The organism is Tatumella morbirosei (assembly GCF_000757425.2).
In the GTDB taxonomy this organism is placed as follows: Bacteria; Pseudomonadota; Gammaproteobacteria; order Enterobacterales; family Enterobacteriaceae; genus Tatumella; species Tatumella morbirosei.
Window position 1 is genome coordinate 978,172 of sequence record NZ_JPKR02000003.1, and the last position, 24,283, is coordinate 1,002,454.

A 24,283-nucleotide genomic window follows, 5' to 3' on the forward strand; every position below is an offset into this window, starting at 1 on the left:
TATCACAGCCCTTACTTCATTAAAGATGCAACGATGCCAGACGGATGATCTCGTTCTGTGTCGCGGTTTTTGTATCGACAATGCCTGCAACCCTGCCATTGCTCATGACCAGGATACGGTCAGTGACCCCCAATAGCTCCGGCATCTCCGAAGAGATAATAATGATGCCCTTGCCTCTTTTAGCCAGCTCAGAAATGAGCTGGTAAATCTCAAACTTTGCGCCAACATCAATGCCACGGGTGGGCTCATCCAACATCAAAATCTCAGGCTGAGTCAGCAGCCACCTCCCAATGATGACCTTTTGTTGATTCCCCCCGGAGAGAGAACCAATGGAGGTATGATGGCCGGGTGTTTTTACCCGCATCGCATCAATCACCCACTGCGTATCACTCTTCATCCGGCTGTTATCCAGAAATCCAAGGCTGTTTTTGTACTTTTTAATATTCGAGATCAGCGAGTTAAATCCAATATCCAGGTAGGCATAGATGCCGGTCGTCCGCCGCTCTTCGGTGACCAGCGCAAACCCATGATTAATGGCTTCATTAGCACTATGATTTTTAATCGGTCGTCCGTGCAAACGGATTGTGCCACCCGATTTTTCCCGTAGTCCGAACAGTGTCTCCACGATATCGGTACGCTTGGCACCCACCAGACCGGCAATTCCGAGGATTTCCCCCTCATGCAGGTCAAAGGAGATATCCCGGATAGAAGGCTGACGCAGCGAAGTCAGATTTCTCACTTCAAGGATCACATTACCGGGGTGATTTTGTTTGTCAGGGAAGCGTTGAGTCAGAGAACGCCCCACCATCATGGCGATGATCTGTTCCATATTCATCCCGGCCAGTGGTTGGGTCGCAATCCACTGCCCGTCGCGTAATACCGTAATGTCGTCACACAACTGGAATATTTCTTCCATTTTGTGAGAGATATAGACGATTCCACAGCCACGATCTTTTAGCTTACGGATTATAGTAAACAGATGATTAACTTCTTTTTCTGTCAGGGAGGAAGTGGGTTCATCCATAATAACGATCCGTGCATCATAGGAGACCGCTTTGGCGATTTCCACCATCTGCATCTGTGAAACAGATAACGTTGCGACTTTATCCCGTGGATCGATATTAATATCCAGTTCATCAAAAATCTGTTTAGTGTCCTGGTACATTTTATGTTGGTCGACAAATATTCCTTTTAACGGATAACGGCCAAGCCACATATTGTCCATCACGCTGCGCTGGGTCACCAGATTTAATTCCTGATGTACCATTGAAACACCATTTTCCAGAGCTTCTTTAGCGCTTTTAAAATTAACTTCTTTGCCACGGAATAATATTTTTCCGCTGTCTTTGCTGTAAATACCAAACAGACATTTTAATAATGTCGATTTTCCGGCACCGTTTTCGCCCATTAATGCATGGATAGAATAAGGCCGGACATCTAAATTCACATGGTCAAGCGCTTTAACGCCGGGGAAGCTTTTGCTGATGTCCTGCATTTGCAGCAAAAATTCACCATGGTTGTTATCGGGTTCACTCACCAGTTCATCTCCGGCTATCAGACAACAGACAAAATAAGGGCGCAGTCTGAGACTGCGCCCTGCTGATGATTATTTTACGAATTTAGATAAATTATCGCGGTCAACCGGTACGTAGGGGACACGGACGATTTTATCTTTCAGGGTAAATGCAGTCCCTTCCGTGGCAGGTTTACCCTCAGCCAGATTTTTAGACATATCTACTACGGCTTTAGCCTGATTTTCCGCATCATTCAATACCGTTCCTGCCATCTGACCCGATTTAACCAGTGCCAGGGCTTCAGGTAATGCATCGACGCCAAACACCGGAACAGACGCTTTATTGTGTGCCTTCAGGGCTTCAACAGCCCCCATTGCCATCGCATCGTTGTTAGCGATAACGACTTCAATCTTGTTGGCATTCGGTCCTGACAACCAGGCATCCATCTTATCTTTCGCCTGCGCGGTATCCCACATAGCGGTATCCAACGCCAGCTGTTGGGTTTTTATGCCATCTTTATTAAGTGTTTCGATAACATAGCGGGTACGAGCTTCAGCATCAGGATGCCCGGGTTCGCCCTTCAGTAATACATACTGTAATACACCGTCTTTATTTAAATCCCAGCCAGGATTAGCCTTCCAGTGTTTTTCAATCAGCTGCCCCTGAATAACACCGGACTCTTTAGAATCTGTACCTACATAATAGGCCTTGTCATAACTGGCGAGTGCTTTTGCCGTTGGTTCTTTGTTAAAAAATACCACCGGGACATCATTACTGCGGGCCTTATCAATCACCGTAGGTGCGGCTGCCGGGTCAACAAGGTTAACTGCCAACACTTTAACCCCTTTCGCCATTAATACATCAATCTGGTCATTCTGTTTGGACTGGTCATTCTGCGAGTCATTCATTAATAACTGCACACCACCGACCGCTTTGGCTTCTTTCTCAATATCCTTGCGGACCATTGACATAAAATTATCGTCATATTTATAAATCGTCACACCAATACGCGCGTCAGCAGCATGACTGGCAAAAGATGCCATCATTCCTGCCATTAATACTGTCAGAGCAAGTACCCTTGTTTTCATAACGACTCCGGTTAACGACAGGCCAGCATCGTTAATAATGACGATGCTTAAAGGCTCAAAAAAATATTGCGGTTTCCCCGCCCAAAGGGTCAGGCTATTACCTGTATTCCGGGTGGAATATCGGTAAGTTTTATAAGGTAATAGCTGACAGCCCTGCACCATTACAACTGATACAGGTAATGAGCTTATACTAGGGGGTGAGATGTTGCCGTAATGTGAAATTAGTCACAAATTGAAACCGTTTACATCAGGCAGAATCATGAAGGGTGATCCACTACACATTTTACGGGGATTACAGCAGGATACATGGCGATTCAGCTTGCCACGCAGTCACAATTGCCCTTTGTCAGGACAGGAGAGCCCTTTACAGCAGCAAGGGAACACAGATTTCAGCAAAGAAAAGTGGAAGCGATTACACATGACAGGTTAAATCACAACCTCAGGCCGTTTTTTGTGTCAGCCAGCGCCACAATCTTTCCATTGGCCCCTGACGAAAGAAGTGTAACCAGCCAACTGAAAACATCCCGTTAATCAGCCATACCAGGGGTACAATCATCAGTAGTTGCCAGCGACTAAAATGCATAAATAAACCACCGATCGAAAAAATCAGTGTGCATACCAGTGTCTGAAGCAGATAGTTACTCAGAGCCAACCGACCGATAGCAGAAAACACAGTATTCAATCTGGTCGCCGATATTTTTTTCCAGCTGCCTAGTACCAGTGCTACGTAGCCAAGACTGACCAGAGGACTGGCAATTTCACCTGGCAATTGCAGATAAAAACCGCTCCAGCGGAATGACCATCCGGTCTGCCATTGTGCCAGGGCTCCCGCACACTCCAGCAACAGTCCAGGGATCAGCAGCCGTCTGGCATCACGGAAATAGTCAGCCTGACTACGTTTGCCAATTAACCAGCCGTTGTGTACCAGTGCCGCGCCCACCAGCATCAGCCCCGATAACTCCCAGCCGTACTGACAGAAAAACGACACCAGCATTGAGCCCAGATGATCGAGCCGGTAATCAAAAGCCAGCATACCGCCATGCAGCTTAATCTGTTGCTCATAGATAATTTCGGACTGGCCAGGCAGCCAGTCACTGCCCCCTGTCCCGCCGGAGATCAGGCCAAAGACCAGTAACATCAGACAGCCAAAGGCATACAGCAGCCCCCCGGTACGCATTAGTAGTTCTGCTGAACGGGCATCACGTATCAGTCGCCAGCTCAGCATGCCCGCCAGCCCCCAGGCGACCAGAATATCGCCTTCCCACAGCAGTAAAGCATGCAGTACCCCAAAAGCAATCAACCATCCCAGCCGTGACTGGATCCATCCTCCTCCCTTGGGTATCTGAAACACCAGACCGGCACCAAACAACAAGGCGAACAGGTTAAGAAACTTCAGCCGGGCAAAGATTTCGGTCAGCGCCCAACTGACGGTGTCAGGCAGGCTGATAGTGCCCGACCATGCGGGATTGAGATACGCGGCTGACGGCAGGGCAAAACTGACAATATTGAGCAACAGAATTCCGGCGATGGCTACACCACGAATAAAGTCCAGTTGAGGGTAACGCGGCATGAGGTATCCTGACGGGGATCAGTAAACAGGAGACTGCCGTACTTCGGCAGTCTCCACAGACAGGAAAATCAGTTATGTCTGACTGAGCGTAAAAATTCCTGACGGGTATTCTGGCTCGACTTGAACAACCCACCCAGCGAGGTCGTAGTTGTCGCACTGGTCGCATCCTGAACACCGCGCGCTTTCACACAGTAGTGAACGGCATCAATACACACAGCCACATTATTGGTGCCAAGCAATGTTTGCAGTGCCACCAGAACCTGTTGGGTCAGACGTTCCTGAACCTGAGGGCGGCGGGCAAAAAACTGCACGATGCGGTTTATTTTAGATAAACCAATCACCTTATCTTTCGGGATATACGCCACGGTGGCTTTACCGTCGATAGTGACGAAATGGTGTTCACAGGTACTGGTCAGAGAAATGTCACGTACCGTCACCATTTCATCAACCTTCATCTTGTTTTCGATGACCGTGATTTTCGGGAAATTAGCATAGTCCAGTCCGGAAAAAATCTCATCGACATACATTTTGGCGATGCGATGCGGAGTCTCGGTCAGACTATCATCCTGCAAATCCAGATTGAGCAGTTGCATAATTTCGGTCATATGACCCGCGATAAGGGTTTTACGAGCCTGATCATCCAGTTCACGGGCAGGTTTGCGTAACGGGGTTTCAAGACCGCGTGCTACCAGGGCTTCATGGACCAGCACCGCTTCCTGACTAAAAAGGGACATTCATTATTCTCCGGCAGGTGAATTCTCTGCCCTTACATGGACGGAGCATCATAAACAGTGCATATTGTGAAGCAGTCGGCACGGATTATCCAGTCTCTTACGCTGATCATCATCGTTCATTGCTAAAAATTTTTTCACTGTCCAACGCGGAAATATCACGGTTGCCTGGCTCTGTAACAGCGCATACAATCCAAAACCCGGGTGAAAGACCCGAATTACCTGAATTACCTAAAGAGAATCGTTATGGATTTGGTGCAGCTTCGGATGTTTTGTGCAGTGGCCGAAACCGGTTCTGTCGCCCGTGCGGCTGAATTACTGCACCGTGTTCCTTCCAATCTGACCACCCGGCTTAAACAGCTGGAAGAAGAGCTGGGAGCTGATCTGTTGATCCGCGAAAAGCAACGGGTTCGCCTGTCACCGATGGGGCATAATTTTCTCAGCTATGCAAGGCGAATCCTGGCCTTAAGTGAAGAAGCGCTGAATATGACCCGCCAGGGGGAACCCGCCGGTAATTTTGCGCTGGGCACCATGGAAAGCACGGCCGCGACCCGGCTGCCGGGCTTACTTTCGGCATTTCACCAACGCTATCCGGCCGTCTCTTTGTCACTGATTACCGGGACTTCCGGTGAGATTATCGATCATGTCCGGGAAGGTACGGTGGCAGCGGCACTGGCCGACAGTCCGGAAGGCTATGATGAACTGGACAGTTGTGTCGCGTTTGACGAAGAGCTGGTATTGATCACCAGCAGCGAACACCAAACCGTGACCTGTCCGCAGGATGTGCAGGGTAAGACTTTTTTTGCCTTTCGCAACAGTTGTTCCTACCGGATGAAACTTGAGGACTGGTTCAGAGACGGTGGCGCTCAACCTGGCAGTATTATGGAAATCCACTCTTATCATGCAATGATTGCCTGTGTTGCCGGCGGTGCCGGGCTGGCGATTACACCGGCCTCTGTTCTGGCACAAATCAGTGATCGTACCCGCATCCGAACCCATGCCCTGCCCCCGCAATATGGTAAGGTATCCACCTGTCTGATTTGGAGGCGGGATGCATTTACTCCGAATGTCGATGCTATGAAACAGCTCATGCTGACATTTTTTTGCTCAGCCCACAGCAGGTGGCAGCTCTGTCCCCTGACGTCCTGGCGCTTTATGGCACTACACTTACAATACGCAGCACTGTCGGCCATTGAAGGGCAGATCTGCATTCGATAACTATGACAGGAGCTATCATGTCTGAACTGACACTTTGTGAAGAACATCTGATGTTTGGCGGTCGGCAGCAACGTTGGCAACATACCTCCGGGGTATTGGGATGCCCGATGAAATTCAGCGTGTTTCTGCCCCCTCAGGCCGGTGACCAGCCGGTTCCCCTGATTTGGTGTCTGGCAGGCCTGACCTGTACCGATGAGAACTTTTCGGTAAAATCCGGTGCCCAGCGCCTGGCAGCAGAAGCCGGTATTGCCCTGATTATGCCGGATACCAGCCCGCGCGGTGAGGATGTAGCCGATGACCCGGCGTACGATCTCGGCCAGGGGGCCGGGTTTTACCTGAATGCGACCCGTGCCCCCTGGGATAAAAATTATCGGATGTATGACTATCTGACCAGCGAACTGCCCGCCCTGCTGACAGAACACTTTTCGTTCAGCGATCGCCAGGCCATCATGGGGCATTCAATGGGGGGCCATGGCGCTCTGGTGCTGGCGTTACGGGAGGCCGGACGATTTACTTCAGTCTCTGCCTTCGCTCCGATTGTTAACCCGGGCTCGGTGCCATGGGGCCAGAAGGCATTCACCGCCTACCTTGGAGAAAATGCGGCAGACTGGCAGCAATATGATGCCAGTGTCCTGATGCAGCAGGCAGCACACCGCCTGCCTGTTCTGATAGACCAGGGCAGCGCAGATTCTTTTCTGCCTGAACAATTACAGCCAGAAGTTCTGGAAGAGATTGCCCACCAGCAACAGTTTGATTTTACCCTGCGCTGGCAACAGGGATATGACCACAGTTATTTCTTTATCGCCAGCGTGATTGAAGATCACGTGCGTTTCCATGCCCGTCATCTGCTGGTCAGCCTGCCAGAAGAATAAGCCTCAGAATAAAATCGTTGCGGCCAGACGTCTGACGGTTTTCCCATAAAAAAACCCATGCTAAGCATGGGTTTAGTCATCACAGGGTTTTCAGAGACAATCAGTGATTATTTTTTTCAACCGCCGGAAATTCCATGTCCCGATATCGCACAAACCGGGTACCACGGGTCCACTTGTAGCCGAGCCAGATCACCAGGAATAGCGGGATACCAATGTAGGTTGCCGCCACGCCATACCAGTCAATGGTATCGGCCATAAAGGCCTGGTAGTTCTGCCCAAGGGTAATTAACAGACACAGGACAAAAGCAAACACCGGCCCCAGTGGGAATAACCCTGAACGGTAAGACAATGCGGACAAATCCAGCCCTTTGGCGATGTAGCCGCGGCGGAACCGATAGTGGCTGACCGCAATACCCAGCCAGGCAATAAATCCGGTCATGCCTGAGGTATTCAGCAACCACATATACACCGTCTGATTTCCAAACTTCGACGAGAGGAAACACAATGCTGCGACGACGGTGGTGGCAATCAGCGCATTCCGCGGCACACCATTCTCTGTCAGACGAGCGAAAATTTTTGGGGCTTTCCCTTCCTGAGCCAGAGTGAACAGCATTCTGGTTGAAGCGTACATCCCTGAGTTACCGGCAGACAGCACCGCAGTCAGGATCACGGCATTCATCACCGCAGCGGCAGACAACAGACCGGCATTCTGAAATACCAGGGTAAACGGGCTGACACTGATATCTTTCACATCATTGTGCAACAACCGTGGATCGGTATAGGGAAGTAACAGACTGATGATTAAGATCGCCAGTACATAAAACAGCAGAATACGCCAAAACACTTGCCGAACCGCCCGTGGGACGTTTTTACCCGGATTTTCAGATTCACCCGCCGCAATGCCGATAAGTTCTGTGCCCTGAAAAGAGAAGCCGACAATCATCGCCACACCAATCATGGCCGAAAAACCACCGGCAAACGGCGCACCACCAATCGTCCAGTTATGCCATCCTCCGCTGTCGGTACCCCGCATAATCCCGGTCACCATCAGCAGGCCGACAATAATGAAGATCACCACGGTAACGACTTTAATCAGAGAAAACCAATACTCAGCTTCACCAAAGCCTTTTACCGAAATGACATTCAGCAGAAAAATCACTGCCAGGAACAGGCAACTCCATACCCAGCCGGGCACTTCCGGCAACCAGTAGCCCATCACCAGTTGAGCGGCCACCAGATCGACGGCTATCGTCACCGCCCAGTTGTACCAGTAGTTCCAGCCAAGCGCGAAGCCGAAACCCTCTTCAACATATTTAGCGCCATAAGTGGCAAATGAACCGGACACCGGCATATAAGCCGCCAGTTCACCCAGACTGGTCATCAGAAAATAGACCATCAAACCGATAATCGCGTAAGAGAGGAGCGCACCGCCCGGACCGGCCTGAGAAATACTGGCACCCGAGGCAACAAACAGTCCGGTTCCGATTGAACCGCCAATGGCAATCATCGTCAGATGGCGGGCTTTCAGTACACGCTTCAGGGCAGGCTTATCTGTGGTATTTGAATTATTATTCATCAGTAAACACTATGCTGGATAAAAATGAGGCGCGATTGTACCAGCAAAGCCATCACTGTATAGCATTACCACTTGTGTTATTAGTTACCTTCATGATTCGTCAGTAATTATTAGCAAACCTGCCTGAGCCTGCCACGGAAGCAGCCGCGGGTCGTGGTTCTTCGCTGATATTTATTCATGGCAGTATCTTAGAAACCGCAGCAGTGAACGGGATAAATGCTTCTGCTGATGATGAATGCGATACAGTGTTCGCGTCAGTGAAGGCAAAGGAATATCGACCTGACGGAGAGTGCCATTATCCAGCTGATCGGCAATCACCCGCCGCGACAAACAACTGGTCCCCATCCCGTGACGGACTGCGTGCTTAATCGCTTCGGAATTTCCCAGTTCCATCGCAACACTGAAATTTGGCAGATGGGACAATAGCAGGTAGTCGACAATCTCGCGGGTGCCCGACCCCCTCTCCCGCAAAATCCATGGTGACCGGGCCAGACTGTGCAGAGTCACTGGCTGGCTGAAGATCTCTGACCGGGGGGCGGCAAATACGACCAGCTCATCCTCCAGCCAGTTCTCACTAACAATCCCAGCCACGTGACATGGCCCTTCAATCAGCCCGACATCCACCCGAAAATCAGCGACCGCCTGAATGACCTCCAGGCTGTTTCCTACGGTGAGTTCCAGGGGAGCCTGTGGAAAATCATGACGATAATTTGCCATCATCTGCGGCAGCAGGTAATTGCCGATAGTACTACTGGCGCCAATACGAATCGCCCCGTCATCATCCCTGAATAACTGTTCCGCCTCTTTTGCCTGTTCCAGCAATGACACTGCTTTCGGATATAACAGCCGGCCGTGTTCGTTAACAATTAGCCGCTTTCCGGCCCGGTCAAACAGTTGTACATCCAGTTGGTTTTCCAGATCTGCCAAAGCAGCACTGACCGCTGACTGTGACAGCGCCAGTTGTCGGGCAGCCTGGGTGGTAGAACCCCATCTGACTATTCCACAGAACACATCCAACTGCCGCAATGTAATATGCATCGTCCCTCTCTCCTGCCCGTTGCTGATCTCACTTACCACTTATAATGGTTGGTTATAAAATTATAATCGATTTCTCTTTTAAAGGAAATCGCTGCACCATAGACATCAGTACCCCCAAGGAGAGCACGGCTATGAGCACACAACACCCTGTATTTTTCCCTGACACCGGATTCCGGCAACTGAGCGGAATTCTGCTGACCACGGCTATCGCTACCGGTACTATCCTGCTGTCACAATTTCATCTGGTATCTGGTTTGGGGCTGGGTGCCCTGACGCTGGCTATCCTGGCAGGAATTATTATTGGCAATCTGCTGCCGGAATCTTTCACTGAGCACTGTGCTGCCGGAATCACCTTCAGTAAACACTATCTGTTACGTGGCGGGATTATCCTTTACGGCTTCAACCTGACCTTCCAGCAAATCAGTAATATTGGTTATCAGGGTTTGCTCACCGATATCATTATGCTGAGTAGTACTTTTTTTCTGACCTGTATAGCGGGTATTTACTGGCTGAAGCTGGACCGTCAAACCGTCTGGTTGATTGGTGCCGGCAGCAGTATATGTGGTGCCGCCGCCGTACTGGCTACCGGACCGGTGGTAAAAGCTCATGCCGGAAATGTGGCGGTTGCTGTCGCGACAGTGGTGATCTTTGGCACAGCGGCTATCTTTATCTACCCGTTAATCTGGGAGATTGTTCACCCGCTGCTGCCGGGCCTGAGCGCCGCGCAGTTTGGTATATATACCGGTTCGACTATTCATGAAGTCGCGCAGGTAGTGGCTGCCGGCCACTCCATCAGCACTGATGCGGAAAACAATGCGGTAATTGCCAAGATGCTGCGGGTAATGATGCTGGCCCCCTTCCTGTTACTGCTGGGTCAGTGGATGAAAAGAAACTCACCTTACCAGGCAGGCGAGAAAGGCAAGGTGACTTTCCCCTGGTTTGCTTTGATTTTTATCCTGGTTGCCTGTGTTAACTCTTTTCATCTGCTACCTGACCGCCTGCTGACAGTCATCCATCAGGCCGATAATCTGATGCTGGCAATGGCAATGGCCGCCCTGGGGCTGACTACCAAAGCAGGACAACTGAAACAAGCCGGCCTGAAACCACTGTTACTGGGCTTAATGGTGTTTATCTGGCTGATTGTCGGTGGAGGTCTGGTCAATCTTGGATTATGGCGGTTGATGAACTAACGAATTAAACCCGTCACTCTGCCCCGTAACATACGACTGTTACGGGGCGTTACAGTCTAAATTTCCGGAAATAGCGTTGTCAGACGCCACTTCATGTCCGGCCCCCCCGGGATTCTGCTCTGATGGCATGTTATGAATGAATTCCTCAGGTATTATAGTGTTATAAATCGTCACGAAGCCCGAAACTGAGGAGAAACGGCTATGAAGTTTATTGGTGCGCATGTCAGCGCTGCTGGCGGGGTCGAGAATGCGGTCCTGCGTGCACATGAATTGGAAGCAACCGCTTTTGCTCTGTTTACCAAAAATCAACGGCAATGGCGCGCCGCCGCACTCACGCAGGAGACCATCAGCGCGTTTCGCCAGGCCTGTGAAAAATACAATTTCAGCTCTGCACAAATTTTACCCCACGACAGCTACCTGATTAACCTCGGGCATCCGGTGAATGAAGCCCTGGAGAAATCCCGGCTAGCGTTTATTGATGAAATGCAACGAGCTGAACAGCTCGGTCTGTCTCTGCTAAACTTTCACCCCGGCAGCCACCTGCAACAGATATCAGAATCAGAGTGTCTGAAGCTGATTGCGGAGTCGATAAATATTGCCCTTGATCAGACTCAGGGTGTAACAGCAGTTATTGAAAATACTGCCGGTCAGGGTAGCAATCTCGGATTCCGTTTCGAACATCTGGCCGAGATTATTCATCATGTCGAAGATAAAAGCCGGGTGGGTGTCTGTATTGATACCTGCCATGCCTTTGCCGCAGGGTATGATTTACGCAGCGTCGAACAGTGCGAAGCCACATTCCGTGAATTTGAACGGATTGTCGGTTTTAACTATCTACGCGGCATGCACCTCAACGATGCCAAAAGTGAATTTGGCAGCCGGGTCGATCGGCACCATAGTCTGGGCCAGGGAAATATTGGTGAAACAGTCTTTAGCTGGTTAATGAAAGACTCACGTTTTGACGGCATCCCTTTAATTCTGGAGACCGTTGATCCGGAGATCTGGAAAGACGAGATTGCCTGGCTGAAAGCACAACAGACAGCCTGAGTATAAAAAAGGGCGCCAGGCGCCCTTTTTCTTTTTACACAGCGCCTGTCAGGCAGTAGCTGTTTCCGGACGTTTCAGCATGGCATAACCAATGCCTGCCAGTACTGTCCCGACGATAATTGCTAACAGATACCCCAGTACCGGCGTAATGGCTCCGGGGATCAATAACACAAACAACCCGCCGTGTGGAGCCATCAACTGTGCTCCGACAGCCATCGAGATAGCTCCGGTCACCGCCCCCCCCACCAGACAGCATGGGATGACCCGCATAGGGTCCCGGGCAGCAAACGGAATAGCACCTTCAGAAATAAAGCACAGCCCCAGAACCAACGCGGCTTTGCCTCCTTCCTGCTGGCCTTTAGTAAACTTACTACGTGCCAGTAAGGTCGCCAGCCCCATAGCCAGAGGCGGGACCATGCCTGCCGCCATAATCGCAGCCATCGGTCCGTAGGTTTTGGTACTTAACAACCCAACCCCAAAGGCATAGGCCACTTTGTTTACCGGCCCGCCCATATCAGTACACATCATGCCGCCCAGAACCGCACCCAGCAGAACCGCATTCGCCGTACCCATGTTACCCAGCCAGTGGGTCAGCCATTCCATAATGGCAGCGACCGGTTTTCCGACCACATAGATCATCAGTAAACCAGTGACCAGGCTCGCCAGCAACGGAATGATCAGAATCGGCTTCAGGGCTTCCATACTTTGTGGCAATTTCAGCCGGGTACTGATAAATCTGGCGACGTAACCGGCAATAAAACCGGCGATAATCCCGCCAAGGAAACCAGCATTGGTGCTGCTCGCCAGCATCCCGCCAATCAGTCCTGGTGTTAACCCCGGCCGGTCAGCAATCGAGAAGGCAATATAACCTGCCAGTACCGGCACCATCAGGGCGAAAGCAGTGGACCCTCCAATTTGCATTAGCGCTGCAGGCAGAGTTCCTGCCTCTTTAAAAGCGTTAATGCCAAAGGCAAAGGATAAGGCAATACATAAACCGCCTGCGACAACCATAGGTAACATATAAGAAACCCCGGTCAGCAGGTGACGGTAAGCTCCGGATTTCTCTTTATTACTGTCGCTGTTCGATGCCGACTGATTATTACCGGCGGGTGAAAATGTTTTGGCTTCACTCAGCGCTTTATCAAATTCCTGAGCGGTTTTTTTCAGGGCCAGACTGGTTGAGGTACGATACATCGGTTTTCCGGCAAATTTTGCCAGGTCAACTTCAATATCGGCAGCAACAATTACCAGGTCCGCCGCAGCCACTTCTTCCGGGGTGATAGCATTGCCGGCACCCACGGATCCACGGGTCTCAACTTTGTACCACCAGCCACGTTTTTTCGCTTCGGCCTCAATGGCTTCAGCAGCCATAAAGGTATGGGCGACCCCGGTCGGACAGGCCGTCACAGCGACAATGCGTTTTGCGGTAGTATTGCTGGCAGCAGCATCAGCCGCGGCAGCATCAGCCGCGGCAGCGTTCATCGCCTGCGGTGCCTGCCACAATTCTGCCTGTTCTTTCGCCTGATGCAGAAAAGCTTCAGCATCGTTCAGCAATGCCTGTAACCCTCCCTGCCAGATTTTTTTTCCTGACAGGGTATTGTCTGAAGGTACCGTTCCACCGGCGACAATCACCAGTTCAGCTTCCTGCGGAGAAGTCGTGAATATCAGTCCGCATTTTTCGGCAGCGCTCTGTGCCGCTTTGCCGGCGATGAATGCACTGGCTTTGCCCAGTGACGCATCAGTTATCAGCAGCGTTTTCATCATTTATTCCTCTTCTGCTGTTATTGCACGGGTTGTAAATCGACACGTGCCATCATGGCTGCCAGTTGTGTTCTGTCAGCGACGCCTACATTACTCTGGCTAACCGCCAGAGCTGCCACCGCGGTTGCCAGCCGTAAGGTATGCTCACTTGACTCGCGCATCAGCAACCCGTAAATCAGCCCACCGACCATTGAATCTCCCGCACCCACTGTGCTAACCACTTCACAGGCCGGCGGTTTTGCCAGCCATTCTCCGGAGGCATTGACCCATAAAGCCCCTTCCGCTCCCAGAGAAATCACGACATGGGCGATGCCTTCTTCGCGTAACTGGTGGGCACTGGCTATCACATCCTGCAGCGTCGGCAGCGGTTTGCCAGCCCAGATTTCAAGCTCACGCCGGTTAGGTTTAACCAGCCAGGGTGCAGCCTTCAGCCCTGCTTCCAACGCAGCACGGCTGCTGTCAAAGATGATGCATGGGCATAACAGGCGGAGTGCCTTCATCCACTCAGTGAATGCCGCGGGTTCTACACCTTCTGGCAGGCTGCCACTCACGCAGACCATATCAAACTGTCCCAGCCAGCTCAGAGAGTCGGTGGTGAAACGTTCCCAGTCCTGGGCTGTGACATTAAAGCCGGAGAAGTTAAAATCCGTAACTTCGCCGTCCTGCTCGGTGAGTTTAACGTTAATCCGGGTACGTCCCTGCACTACCTGAAAACGGTTAGCAATACCCAGTTCGCTGAACAGTTGCTGAAAACCATCCTGATTTTCTTTGCCCAGAAATCCACCCACCGTCACATCGATCCCCAGATCTTTCAGGACCCGTGCCACATTAATCCCTTTACCTGCGGCATGCAGACCTGCGGTTTTTACCAGATTCACTTCTCCGCGTTCGATAGCCGGCGTGAAGCCGACCAAATCATAAGCAGGATTCAGCGTAATTGTTGCGACCCGGCGGCTCATGCTGCGCCCTCCCCGAGTCCGCTGTCGATAGCCTGTCTGATGGCTTCAATCGCCGCTGCTGCATCTTCGCCACTGGCGGTGAAACGAAGTCGGTGACCCTTTTTAACGCCAAGGGCAACGACTTTCATCAGGCTACGGCCATTGGCGGGTTTACCACTACCATCCAGATTGGTGACGGTAATATCACAGTTAAAGCTTTTGATGACGGTGACCAGCGCAGTACTGGGTCTGGCATGTAGCCCATGTTCATTACGAATCACAAACTCAGCGGTGACGGCCTCACTGACCTCGGTATATTCACTGGTCAGCAGCGTCAGAATTCCGGCCGCATCTTCAGATAAAAGCCGTTCTGCCTTTTTATTCACCAGTAACTGATGCAAATAACCCAGTGCGCTCAGTGGCTGATCATCAACAGCCGCCACGGTGATAAGCATGCCTACCGGCTCATTATCCGGTGTGGTGAATGCGGTCGCCGGTCGGCTGACAGCAATGGCACTGAACAGATTTCCGCTGGCACTATCATTCAGCCAGATCCCCTGCCCCAGATTCAACGGACGTTCGGAAATCACCTGACTGACAAAGGAAGTATCCACAGCGCCGGATGATTTCAGCCTGCCCGCATTCAATGCCTGCAGAGTCATCAATTCTTCTGCTGTAACGCCGGTGGCTATCATCGACGCATCAAAACGAAACTCAGCGGCCTGTTTCTCACCCATCAGGATAGATCGCAGCTCTTCTGCTGACGCAGTTTTCAGCGTTTCAGCCACACTGTCATCACTTAATACATGCGTCAGTTGACGTAACAGAGTCAGGTGTTCATCTGATTTCGCTGCAATGCCTATTACCACATAGGCCAGCTGTTCGTCCCCCCAGCTGACCCCTTGCGGAAACTGAAATACCTGAACGCCGGTATTCAGCACCAGATCACGTGTGTCTGTTGTTCCGTGGGGGATCGCGATTCCGTTGCCCAGGAAAGTAGAAGTTTGCTGCTCACGCGCCAGCATACCGCTGACATACGCTTCAGTTACGTTACCGGCAGCCGCTAACGCAGCAGCTACCTGACGAATAGCATCGGTTTTATCACTGGCGCTGGCGCCGGTGTGTATCGCCTTAACATCGAGCTGGAACATAGGACTCCTCGCTATCTCTTGTTGAATCGTTTCAGCTATCGGTGATAAAAAAAATCCCGTGGCACAGTAGCAGGGATCCGGATGAGGCTGAAACGTATCAGTTATAGTGCTCCGCAAAAATTTAAGCCGCAACAAATAAGCTAAATTATGCTGCAAAATTTTGAGGCTACGCACAATTTATAATTTTTTTGACCGATGATTCGGCCCCGGGACTGAAGTGTTGCGGATAGCGATTATTCAGGGGAAGAGTGTCAGCATAGCTTCAGCAAACCGGTTCAGGGAGCGGTTGCCTGTTCCAAATCCAGCAACCAGACCAGGGCCTGTTGCCGTGAATCGCCACACATCTCTGCAGAAGGCCGCAGACTGGCGCAGACTTTCGGTCGGAGGGGCGAGCCGAAAATTCGACAGCGTAAAGCTTCGTCCAGCTGTATGCAGGGAGTATTTGCCGGTTTACCGTCGGGCATTCCCGGGATAGGTGAAGAGATGGAGGGGGCAGTACAGCAAGCGCCACAATGAGAACGACATTTCACTCAGAACTCCGGGTCAGGCAAGGCAGGATAATAAGCGTCAGAGTAACATTAATTCTTAGTGCCGACAGCCGCGATGAAATAATTTCTCTGTTAACCTATTGCCTGCCGTCGGTTGCACGAGTAACGTTGCGCGCATAAACCTGAATTGCTTACATAGAGAGAGATCCAATGCCAAAGGCGAATGAAATAAAACGTGGCATGGCAGTCACCTGGAACGGAAAGTTACTGTTGGTGAAAGATATTGATGTCCAGAGCCCTAGTGCGCGTGGCGCAGCAACTCTGTACAAAATGCGCTTTACCGATATCCGTACCGGTCTGAAAGTGGAAGAGCGCTTCAAAGGCGATGATATCCTCGATGCCATTTCCCTGAGCCGCCGTGCTGTCACCTTCTCTTATATTGACGGTGAAGAGTATGTGTTTATGGATGATGAGGACTATACCCCTTACCACTTCAATAAAGAGCAGATCGAAGAAGAGCTGCTGTTTATCCCGGAAAGCGGTATTCCGGGCATTCATGTTCTGACGATGGACGGGCAAATTCTGGCGCTGGAACTCCCCCAGACGGTAGACATGGAAATCACAGATACTTCTCCGGGCATTAAAGGTGCCTCTGCCAGCGCACGTACCAAACCGGCAGGAATGATCACAGGGCTGGTGATTCAGGTTCCTGAGTACCTCAGTAATGGCGATAAAATCAGAATTCACATTCCTGAACGTCGTTATATGGGAAGAGCAGATTAATTTGCTATGTTCCGGGATGGGCCGGATATCCGGTCCATCCCGCGGAAGACTGTTTCACTGTTCTTATTCACCCTGACCGGCAAATACTTTCCCCCGGCCACTGCCTGTTATCCTCTTAACCCGGCCACTTTCGCTATTAAAACTCATGTCCCGGAAGCTCTCCTCTTTAAGCTCACTCTTTTCCTGCGCTCTGTTGTTAAACAGTTACAGTTTTACTTAACCGATCACCTGATTCGATCAATATCTCTGTTGATTAACCGGTATAATTGCCGTGCTTCACAAGGGGTCTCTCCGGGGATGGAATGCGATTGCAGGCTGATCTTTCCGGTTAAAAACTTCCAATATTGAAGATTCATTTAGTTTTTCTGTAATAATCTGTTTAGTTAGTTTTCACTTTGAGTTAAAAAAATGCGCCCTTCACGTCTGATAACTATCCTGTTGCTGAATGCTCTGGGTTTTGCTCTGTTTTTTTCGTGGTTTGTTCCACAACACCACGGTTTTTGGTTTACCATTGATAAATCGATATTTTTCGACTTTAACAACCGTATGGTGACACATCCGTGGTTCGCTAAATTTGTGGCAATCACTAATTTCCGTGGATTTGATCTGGTCTCGCTCATCGCCATGGGCCTGCTGTATTATTCATACTGGAAAAAAAATACTATTCCCGGCCGCCATCGCATGCTGGCTATTGGTGTCACTATGCTGTTGAGCGCCGTAGTTTTGAACCAACTGGGACATCAGATCCCCGTGGTACATTCCAGCCCGACATTATTCTTCAAAAATGTTCACCGTGTGGGTGAACTCACCGGTATTCCGACCAAAGATGCTTCATCAGACAGTTTTCCCGGCGATCACGGCATGATGCTGATGATCTTTGCCTGTTTTATGTGGCGCTACTTTGGTGGCCGCGCCTTTATTAAAGCCGCCATTATTTTCTTCGTCTTTGCTCTGCCACGGGTCATGGCCGGGGCTCACTGGTTTACTGATATTGCAGTGGGATCGCTTTCAGTCGTGCTGGTCGGGATGAGCTGGTGGCTGTTAACTTCAGGCAGTGATCGACTGGTGAATTTTCTCGACAGGAAATTACCAGGCCGTCGCCAGTAATTATATAAGTAATAAATATCCTCCGGCATAGCCGGAGGTTTTTTAAATGCGCCTGTAAGGCTCTCTTACCAGCAGCGCCCTAACAGGCGCGTCGCAATCTGACATTTGCATTTTGGATTACTTACGACCCGTAAACGGGCTTCCCGGATATGGGATCGACAACTTTTCTCCCATTTTATCCGCTTCGAGGTGGTGCTTTATATATTCCTGTATCTTTGTCGTGTTCTTGCCTACCGTGTCTACATAGTATCCCCGGCACCAGAACTCCCTGTTTCTATACTTAAATTTCAAATCTCCGAACTGTTCATACAGCATCAGACTGCTTTTGCCCTTCAGATACCCATAAATCCCGATACACTCATCTTCGGCGGAATCTCCAAAAGCATATGAATATGATCAGCACAACATTCTGCTTCCAGGATATTCACATTTTTCCATTCACGCAGCTTCCTTAAAATGCTCCCTGTTGCCCTTCGCCGCTCTCCATAAAAGACCTGTCTTCGGTACTTAGGTACGAAAACTATGTGATATTTACAGTTCCATCAGGTATGCGCTAAGCTCTTTTCGTCCCTCATTGGGACCCCCTTTTGATTTCCTGTTGAACCTTTACCGTTGCCAGAACGCAAGGTGTTTTAACAAATCAAAAGGTTTTTTTATATACGGCCCAAAGCTGAAAGCTTTACGGAACCCCCAGCCTGGCTGAGGGTTTTCTGGATACAAAGAAAAAGCGCCCTATCGGGCGCTTTTCATTACCGGCTAACAGCCAATAAACTTACTGAAAAAACGTTAGTCTGCCAGTTCTTCATGGTCAACAATTTCTGGCACCGGAAGACTGGTTACCACTCCCCAGTAGTAACAAGCCAGCGCAATAATTGCGACCAGGATCATATCCATAGGCGCGCTGATTGCATTGGTACCTCCAAAGGTTCCCAGATAAGACACCAGCAACACCAGTACGTAATAGACCAGCAGCCACCAGGAACATTTCAGGTCACGAGCCGAGGTCACTGTTTTCTTACCGAAGATGGCATAACCCAGCCAGGCAAGGATCAGGATAGGAATCAGTAATTCGTTAACTGACCAGCCGCTCCAGTAAATTAGCAGTGTACTGGCCACAAATGCCAGCGGGCTTAGAATTGCCGCAACCGGTAAGCGGAATGGACGAGCCATATCTGGCAGATGACGACGGAACGCGCCGAGCGTGACAGGACCGGGCATATAAGTAAACACCGTGGCCGATGTCACGGCACCAATCAAACCGCCCCACACCTGGAATTCTGACGGTAACGTCCAGGCTATAGACAGAATCAGTGACAACCACAAGGCTCCGCGAGGTACCCCTGATTTTGCATCCACCTGACCGAAAACTTTAAATAAATGTCCGTTACGTGCCCAGGCAAATAACACCCGGCTGGCACCCGCCAGATAAATATTTCCTGTTCCCGCCGGAGAAATAACAGCATCGACCAGGATGAGGTTAATAAGCCAGGTAATCCCCAGACTACGAGCCAGATCGGCATAAGGTGACTGGAAGATTTGCTTCAGTCCGTCCCAGCCGTGGGCGGTTAAAGCTTCAGAAGGCACTGCCCCCATAAAGGCATATTGCAAGGCGATATAGATAACGAAGCTGACAGCAATCGCAATCATTATCGACAGTGGAACGTTACGTTGTGGATTTTTAGCTTCACTGGCGAAGTCTACCGCCTGGCGGAACCCCAGATACGCAAAGACGATTCCGGCACCAGTCAGTGAAGTGAAGATACCGTGTGCTCCGCCAGGGGGTGGAGGGGGTACATCAAGGTTTGCGCCGTGGTAATACATAAATAACGTACCAATCGTTAATAACGGCACGATAAATTTAAAGGTCGTGACAATGGTATTTACCCGACCAAAGACACTCACACTCCAGTAGTTAAGCAGGAAAAAACCTACCAGCAGTAGAATTTGTACCATAAAACCTAGTCCGGTCGGACTGCCGTCGGGATTACTGATGGCCGGCCACCAGTATTGTGCATACTGACGTACCGCCTCCACTTCTACACCCGCGGTACTGGTATAAGCCAGCAGTGAACTTACACCGATAACAAAACCCACAACATTACCGTGTGAGAAATTTGGATAGCGCACAAATCCGCCCGCTCGCGGGATTGCCGCAGAAAGTTCAGCAAATACCAGACCGATCAGCAATACAATAATAGCCCCAAGGATCCACGCCCACCCAGTCTGAGCGCCGGCATATCCTGAACTGGTCAGCGCGGCATACAGCCACCCAGACCCAATCATTGACCCTATCCCTAGCAGGCTCAGGTCCACCAGCCCTAATTTTTGTTTAAATGCGCCCTTCGCCATACATACCTCTTAATGTTGTATCCCGACATAAAGTCTGGTTAGCAATGCTTTAGTTATTTTCTTTCAGCTCAACTCGTCAACTAAAGCATTTTGTATGCCAGGAATATAATTAAGCAGAGTGTATGGTCAATTTCCGAACAATACACTGCAATATGGCCACAACCGGTAGCCATTTTTTCTGACTGAAGTCGCTGCAGCAGAGATCCTTGATGACCCAACGTTGTGGGCTGTTATAGTGCTTGTTGCACCAGCATGCGGCCTGAGTCAGAAAATATTATCGAATTTTACATTCTGAGACATTTACCCGTTTCGTGATAAAGCAGCCCCCTGAGAACAACCGGAACAAATAATCCTGAATACACCCATGATTTTTAGAATATTTTTTGCGAACCCTACCTAAAAAAGTGATTTTTCTGGCGGGAAAACCCTCCAGAATCAGCTTAAGGTGAAGGACGGTTTAGGTAATAAATTGCGAGAAATGTCATTTAGCGAATTTTTCGAATTAATCTATATCAAAAAATTGCTTAAAAGCTCTCGCCAGTTGTCATTTTATGCGGTAATCTGCTTTTTATATCAGGGGTTGCATTTACATAAACGCTTAATCTTCCCGCGGGTTGCTGTAACTGGCCTGCAGTTGAAGGAATAATGTTTATTATCCCCACTGATTTTTCTCTTTCTGTTCTGTTATCTGGCTAGCGGCATTTTGTCGTAAGGACTTTGAAGGAAACTATCTATAATGGTCAAATCTCAACCGACTCTGAGATATATCTGGCGGGTTGTGCCCGCAATTGCATTAGCAACGTTACTTTCAGCCTGTAGTACACCTGGCAATAATACGGCCAGAGTAGAGAAGCATGAAGTTAAAAACCAAAGCGGTTTTTTACTTCAGGCGTCTCAGGATGAATTTGAACAGATGGTCCGTAATGTGGATGTTAAAACCAAAATTATGGATCAGTACGCTGACTGGAAAGGTGTACGTTACCGGATGGGGGGTGATACTAAACGCGGTATAGACTGTTCTGCGTTTGTACAGCGTACCTTCCGCGAACAGTTTGGTTTGGACTTACCGCGCTCGACCTCAGGTCAGCAGGATACCGGTTCTAAGATTGCACGTAATAAATTACGTCCGGGTGATCTGGTCTTGTTCCGCGCAGGTTCTACCGGTCGCCATGTAGGGATTTATCTGGGCAATAATAACTTTGTCCATGCATCAACCAGCAGTGGGGTAATGATTTCAAATCTTAATGACAGTTACTGGAAAACTCGCTATCGCGAAGCAAGACGGGTTTTAAGCAACAACGTTCAGAGTTAATGTCATTAAGTCTTTAAAGTCTATAGCCAGACAAAAACGCTGCCATGAGTAGCGTTTTTTTATTTCTGCAAAACCTGTTTATCGCCGGGCGAAAGTTTCGGTAATCGCGACACCGTTATTTTTCAGACAGCAATTGACGCTCGCCTCATCGTCACTCGCGACCAACAGACAACTCGCTCCCTGCCATTCCAGCACCCGACTGTCAGTGTCGATATCCGATAGCATTTCCTGTAACGACAACATCATCTGTTGTGACTGTCCCCCCTGCCCGTCCAGCAATTCAAAGATAATCACATCTAAAGCCGATGCGGCCTCAGTTGCCTCACGAATGATGAGCGTTGCGGGTGACTCTGATGACCAGCGGTAAATATGGGGTAAACGATGGATGATCGGCAATGGCAGTTTGTCCAAAAGTATTCCCCCAAAAATGAATTGTAAAACAGAAAGCGTGGCCGTATCTCAGCAAGTCATGACAACGTTTCGCTGCCCGGGCTGTTCATTTTGCCACCGGGGTCAGTTGTCATTCACATTCTTATCATCTTAATTACAAATTATAAACATAAATAACAAAAAGCCCTGAACTTTGAAAAGGCCAGGGCTTTTGCTGACTGTGAATCTCAGGCGACTTTGTGGCGTGAAGCATACCAGAAGAGTAACACCGATAATGTTGCACATCCGGCAATCATTCCGGCCATTGGCCAGGCAGAATTAAAGCTGAATAATGACAATACCGCTCCGGTAATAGCCCCGATACCAAAACGCAAAGTTCCGGCAAGCGAAGAGACTGTGCCGGCAATATGTGGGAACTCATCAAGTATTACCGCCATCGCATTCGATGCCACCATCGATACACAGCCGATAAAAGCAGCCACACCCACCACCAGTGGGATAAAACCTAAGTGAAATGCGCAGACCAGCAACAACCACAACCCCATAATAAACTGAATAATTAACGCCATTCTGAACAGAAACAGGGGGCCAGTTTTACGCACCACCCGGCTATTAATTAACGTCATCACAAATAAAAACACGATATTGAGCGCAAAGTAATAGCCGAAATGTTGTGGAGAAACGTGATACAGATTGATATACACAAACGGGCCCGAATTCAGGAATGAAAACAAACCAGCAAAAGAAAAGCCACTGGCCATCATCAGGCTGAAGACTTTTTTATTACGAAACAAAATGATGAAATTACTAAGAATAGTTCTCAGATGAAGTGGTTGCCGATTTTCTGCCGGTAACGATTCTTTAATGACAAAGGCAACCAGCAGGAATCCAATGACTGCCGCAACCGCCAGTACCCAGAAAATAGCCTGCCAGTTACCTGCCATTAATAACCACCCTCCGAGAATAGGCGCGACCAGCGGCGCCAGGGTGGTTATCAGCATCATCACCGACATCATTCGGGAAAACTCTGCACTGGAATAGCTGTCACGTATAACCGCGTTGATAACCACTCCGGCTGAAGCAGCTGCCAGCCCGTGCACCAGTCGCATCCCTATCAGATGGTCGATGGTGCCTGCCATCGCACATCCTATTGCGGCCAGAATAAAGATAAGTATTCCCGGCAGCAGTACGGTTTTCCGCCCCAGACTGTCAGACAGCGGCCCGTAAAATAACTGCCCGACGGCAAAGCCCAGAATATAGGCATTCAGCGTCATCTGTACCTTACCATCGGGCGCCATTAACTCACGTGCAATCTGTGGCATCGCCGGCAGATACATGTCGATAGACAGTGGCATCAGCATCGCCAGCAAACCCAGAATAACAATCAACCTCAAGGTGTATCTCCACGAAAATAACTAACGACCCGCTATTTTTTCTGTAATTCAACCGGTAACCCGACACTGTCGATCTCTTCCCGGGTCAGCTCACGGTATTCCCCCGGTTCCAGCGCGTCATCCAGCACAATCTCGCCAATCTGTTGGCGATGTAATGCCACAACGTGGTTACCGACGGCTGCAAACATACGCTTCACCTGGTGGTAGCGACCTTCACTAATGGTCAGTAATACTTCTGTCGGACTCAGGACTTCCAGAGAGGCTGGCTTAGTCGCATCTTTATCGCCCCGTAACTCAATACCTTTGGCAAATTGTTCCGCCACCTGATCACCCAGTGGATTTTCCAGCGTCACATGATAGATTTTCTGACAATGATGGCGCGGAGAAGTGATGCGATGCGACCACTGACCATCATCGGTCAGTAATACCAGTCCGGTAGTATCAATATCCAGCCGCCCGGCAGCATGCAGCTTCCACGCCATTGGCTCTTCAAGAAAATAGATAATCGTCGGATGTTCTTCATCTTCCGTTGCACAGACATAACCTTCTGGTTTGTTCAGCATGAAATACCGCGGGCCTGTCTGCTGTTGCAGACTGTTGCCGTCATACTCAACCTGATGCTCCGGTTCTAACTTAAAAGCACTGTCCTTAATGATTTCGCCATCCACAGTGACTTTTTGTGCACGAATTTCTCGTGAGGCAATAGCCCGGCTGATTTCCAGTTGTTGAGAGATGAATTTATCAAGTCGCATGAATTTCTTTTTGC

21 protein-coding genes and 1 pseudogene are annotated in these 24,283 nt (G+C 49.8%); 7 read left to right on the forward strand and 15 right to left on the reverse strand.

Annotated features, from left to right (window positions below; genetic code table 11):
- Positions 1–19: 19 nt before the first annotated feature.
- The 4 genes from mglA to folE form a co-directional block, all read right to left on the reverse strand.
- The gene (gene mglA, locus HA49_RS07345; protein ID WP_425427714.1) at positions 20–1,537 is read right to left on the reverse strand and encodes a galactose/methyl galactoside ABC transporter ATP-binding protein MglA; all 1,518 of its coding nucleotides are present in this window, start codon (positions 1,535–1,537) and stop codon (positions 20–22) included.
- Between the two features lie 69 nt (positions 1,538–1,606).
- Complete coding sequence (gene mglB / locus HA49_RS07350) at positions 1,607–2,602, reverse strand: galactose/glucose ABC transporter substrate-binding protein MglB (RefSeq protein ID WP_038022659.1); 996 nt, start codon at positions 2,600–2,602, stop codon at positions 1,607–1,609.
- Positions 2,603–3,041: 439 nt separating this feature from the next.
- Positions 3,042–4,172, reverse strand: coding sequence for a DUF418 domain-containing protein YeiB (gene yeiB, locus HA49_RS07355; protein ID WP_038021591.1), 1,131 nt, complete (start codon positions 4,170–4,172; stop codon positions 3,042–3,044).
- A gap of 68 nt (positions 4,173–4,240) precedes the next feature.
- The gene (gene folE, locus HA49_RS07360) at positions 4,241–4,906 is read right to left on the reverse strand and encodes a GTP cyclohydrolase I FolE (RefSeq protein ID WP_038021593.1); all 666 of its coding nucleotides are present in this window, start codon (positions 4,904–4,906) and stop codon (positions 4,241–4,243) included.
- A 243-nt stretch (positions 4,907–5,149) separates the two neighbouring features.
- Here folE and ptrR point away from each other — a divergent pair, with 243 nt between their 5' ends.
- Both ptrR and fghA read left to right on the forward strand, forming a co-directional pair.
- Positions 5,150–6,121: a putrescine utilization regulator PtrR gene (gene ptrR / locus HA49_RS07365; RefSeq protein WP_084706387.1), complete on the forward strand. Its 972-nt coding sequence runs from the start codon at positions 5,150–5,152 to the stop codon at positions 6,119–6,121.
- Between the two features lie 14 nt (positions 6,122–6,135).
- The gene (gene fghA, locus HA49_RS07370; RefSeq protein WP_038022664.1) at positions 6,136–6,993 is read left to right on the forward strand and encodes an S-formylglutathione hydrolase; all 858 of its coding nucleotides are present in this window, start codon (positions 6,136–6,138) and stop codon (positions 6,991–6,993) included.
- 100 nt (positions 6,994–7,093) lie between these two features.
- Here fghA and HA49_RS07375 read toward each other — a convergent pair whose 3' ends face one another.
- Both HA49_RS07375 and yieE read right to left on the reverse strand, forming a co-directional pair.
- A complete protein-coding gene (locus HA49_RS07375) occupies positions 7,094–8,569 on the reverse strand; it encodes an amino acid permease (protein ID WP_038021594.1) in 1,476 nt (491 codons plus the stop codon).
- Between the two features lie 171 nt (positions 8,570–8,740).
- On the reverse strand, positions 8,741–9,607 hold the full coding sequence (gene yieE / locus HA49_RS07380) for a DNA-binding transcriptional regulator YeiE (protein ID WP_038021596.1): 867 nt from the start codon (positions 9,605–9,607) through the stop codon (positions 8,741–8,743).
- Positions 9,608–9,738: 131 nt separating this feature from the next.
- On the opposite strand from yieE, the gene HA49_RS07385 reads away from it, so the two are divergent.
- Together HA49_RS07385 and nfo are read left to right on the forward strand one after the other, a co-directional pair.
- The gene (locus tag HA49_RS07385; protein ID WP_046791714.1) at positions 9,739–10,797 is read left to right on the forward strand and encodes a YeiH family protein; all 1,059 of its coding nucleotides are present in this window, start codon (positions 9,739–9,741) and stop codon (positions 10,795–10,797) included.
- Positions 10,798–10,998: 201 nt separating this feature from the next.
- On the forward strand, positions 10,999–11,844 hold the full coding sequence (gene nfo, locus HA49_RS07390) for a deoxyribonuclease IV (RefSeq protein WP_038021599.1): 846 nt from the start codon (positions 10,999–11,001) through the stop codon (positions 11,842–11,844).
- 48 nt (positions 11,845–11,892) lie between these two features.
- Here nfo and fruA read toward each other — a convergent pair whose 3' ends face one another.
- From fruA to HA49_RS07410, 4 genes are all read right to left on the reverse strand, one after another.
- The gene (gene fruA, locus HA49_RS07395) at positions 11,893–13,605 is read right to left on the reverse strand and encodes a PTS fructose transporter subunit IIBC (RefSeq protein WP_038021603.1); all 1,713 of its coding nucleotides are present in this window, start codon (positions 13,603–13,605) and stop codon (positions 11,893–11,895) included.
- A 20-nt stretch (positions 13,606–13,625) separates the two neighbouring features.
- Positions 13,626–14,564: a 1-phosphofructokinase gene (gene fruK / locus HA49_RS07400; RefSeq protein WP_038021606.1), complete on the reverse strand. Its 939-nt coding sequence runs from the start codon at positions 14,562–14,564 to the stop codon at positions 13,626–13,628.
- The gene (fruB, locus tag HA49_RS07405) at positions 14,561–15,694 is read right to left on the reverse strand and encodes a fused PTS fructose transporter subunit IIA/HPr protein (protein ID WP_038021609.1); all 1,134 of its coding nucleotides are present in this window, start codon (positions 15,692–15,694) and stop codon (positions 14,561–14,563) included. Before fruB ends, fruK begins: the two co-directional genes overlap by 4 nt.
- A gap of 275 nt (positions 15,695–15,969) precedes the next feature.
- Positions 15,970–16,224, reverse strand: a complete 255-nt coding sequence (locus tag HA49_RS07410; RefSeq protein WP_072055919.1) for a YkgJ family cysteine cluster protein — start codon at positions 16,222–16,224, stop codon at positions 15,970–15,972.
- 168 nt (positions 16,225–16,392) lie between these two features.
- Between HA49_RS07410 and yeiP the strand changes: the two genes are divergently transcribed.
- Positions 16,393–16,965, forward strand: a complete 573-nt coding sequence (gene yeiP / locus HA49_RS07415) for an elongation factor P-like protein YeiP (RefSeq protein WP_038021615.1) — start codon at positions 16,393–16,395, stop codon at positions 16,963–16,965.
- A gap of 408 nt (positions 16,966–17,373) precedes the next feature.
- Positions 17,374–18,072, forward strand: a complete 699-nt coding sequence (locus HA49_RS07425) for a phosphatase PAP2 family protein (protein ID WP_038021620.1) — start codon at positions 17,374–17,376, stop codon at positions 18,070–18,072.
- Positions 18,073–18,189: 117 nt separating this feature from the next.
- Here the strand turns inward: HA49_RS07425 and tnpA are convergent.
- A pseudogene (gene tnpA, locus HA49_RS07430) lies at positions 18,190–18,596 on the reverse strand (IS200/IS605 family transposase).
- Between the two features lie 262 nt (positions 18,597–18,858).
- Positions 18,859–20,421 (reverse strand): APC family permease, encoded by a 1,563-nt coding sequence (locus tag HA49_RS07435; protein ID WP_038021623.1) that lies wholly within the window; start codon positions 20,419–20,421, stop codon positions 18,859–18,861.
- Positions 20,422–21,157: 736 nt separating this feature from the next.
- On the opposite strand from HA49_RS07435, the gene mepS reads away from it, so the two are divergent.
- Complete coding sequence (gene mepS, locus HA49_RS07440) at positions 21,158–21,733, forward strand: bifunctional murein DD-endopeptidase/murein LD-carboxypeptidase (RefSeq protein WP_038021625.1); 576 nt, start codon at positions 21,158–21,160, stop codon at positions 21,731–21,733.
- A gap of 78 nt (positions 21,734–21,811) precedes the next feature.
- On the opposite strand, the gene HA49_RS07445 is transcribed toward mepS, so the two are convergent.
- The 3 genes from HA49_RS07445 to rsuA form a co-directional block, all read right to left on the reverse strand.
- A complete protein-coding gene (locus tag HA49_RS07445; protein WP_052752457.1) occupies positions 21,812–22,144 on the reverse strand; it encodes a YejG family protein in 333 nt (110 codons plus the stop codon).
- Between the two features lie 206 nt (positions 22,145–22,350).
- Positions 22,351–23,517 (reverse strand): Bcr/CflA family multidrug efflux MFS transporter, encoded by a 1,167-nt coding sequence (locus HA49_RS07450; RefSeq protein WP_038021627.1) that lies wholly within the window; start codon positions 23,515–23,517, stop codon positions 22,351–22,353.
- 32 nt (positions 23,518–23,549) lie between these two features.
- Complete coding sequence (rsuA, locus tag HA49_RS07455; RefSeq protein WP_038021630.1) at positions 23,550–24,269, reverse strand: 16S rRNA pseudouridine(516) synthase RsuA; 720 nt, start codon at positions 24,267–24,269, stop codon at positions 23,550–23,552.
- Positions 24,270–24,283: the final 14 nt, after the last annotated feature.

Coding starts and splice junctions, on each gene's coding strand:
- mglB (WP_038022659.1), bottom strand. CDS start 2,602: ATGAAAACAAGGGTACTTGCTCTGACAGTATTAATGGCAGGAATGATG.
- HA49_RS07425 (WP_038021620.1), top strand. CDS start 17,374: ATGCGCCCTTCACGTCTGATAACTATCCTGTTGCTGAATGCTCTGGGT.
- fruB (WP_038021609.1), bottom strand. CDS start 15,694: ATGTTCCAGCTCGATGTTAAGGCGATACACACCGGCGCCAGCGCCAGT.
- ptrR (WP_084706387.1), top strand. CDS start 5,150: ATGGATTTGGTGCAGCTTCGGATGTTTTGTGCAGTGGCCGAAACCGGT.
- yeiP (WP_038021615.1), top strand. CDS start 16,393: ATGCCAAAGGCGAATGAAATAAAACGTGGCATGGCAGTCACCTGGAAC.
- HA49_RS07435 (WP_038021623.1), bottom strand. CDS start 20,421: ATGGCGAAGGGCGCATTTAAACAAAAATTAGGGCTGGTGGACCTGAGC.
- fruK (WP_038021606.1), bottom strand. CDS start 14,564: ATGAGCCGCCGGGTCGCAACAATTACGCTGAATCCTGCTTATGATTTG.
- HA49_RS07375 (WP_038021594.1), bottom strand. CDS start 8,569: ATGAATAATAATTCAAATACCACAGATAAGCCTGCCCTGAAGCGTGTA.
- HA49_RS07385 (WP_046791714.1), top strand. CDS start 9,739: ATGAGCACACAACACCCTGTATTTTTCCCTGACACCGGATTCCGGCAA.
- nfo (WP_038021599.1), top strand. CDS start 10,999: ATGAAGTTTATTGGTGCGCATGTCAGCGCTGCTGGCGGGGTCGAGAAT.
- rsuA (WP_038021630.1), bottom strand. CDS start 24,269: ATGCGACTTGATAAATTCATCTCTCAACAACTGGAAATCAGCCGGGCT.
- yieE (WP_038021596.1), bottom strand. CDS start 9,607: ATGCATATTACATTGCGGCAGTTGGATGTGTTCTGTGGAATAGTCAGA.
- yeiB (WP_038021591.1), bottom strand. CDS start 4,172: ATGCCGCGTTACCCTCAACTGGACTTTATTCGTGGTGTAGCCATCGCC.
- folE (WP_038021593.1), bottom strand. CDS start 4,906: ATGTCCCTTTTTAGTCAGGAAGCGGTGCTGGTCCATGAAGCCCTGGTA.
- mepS (WP_038021625.1), top strand. CDS start 21,158: ATGGTCAAATCTCAACCGACTCTGAGATATATCTGGCGGGTTGTGCCC.
- fruA (WP_038021603.1), bottom strand. CDS start 13,605: ATGAAAACGCTGCTGATAACTGATGCGTCACTGGGCAAAGCCAGTGCA.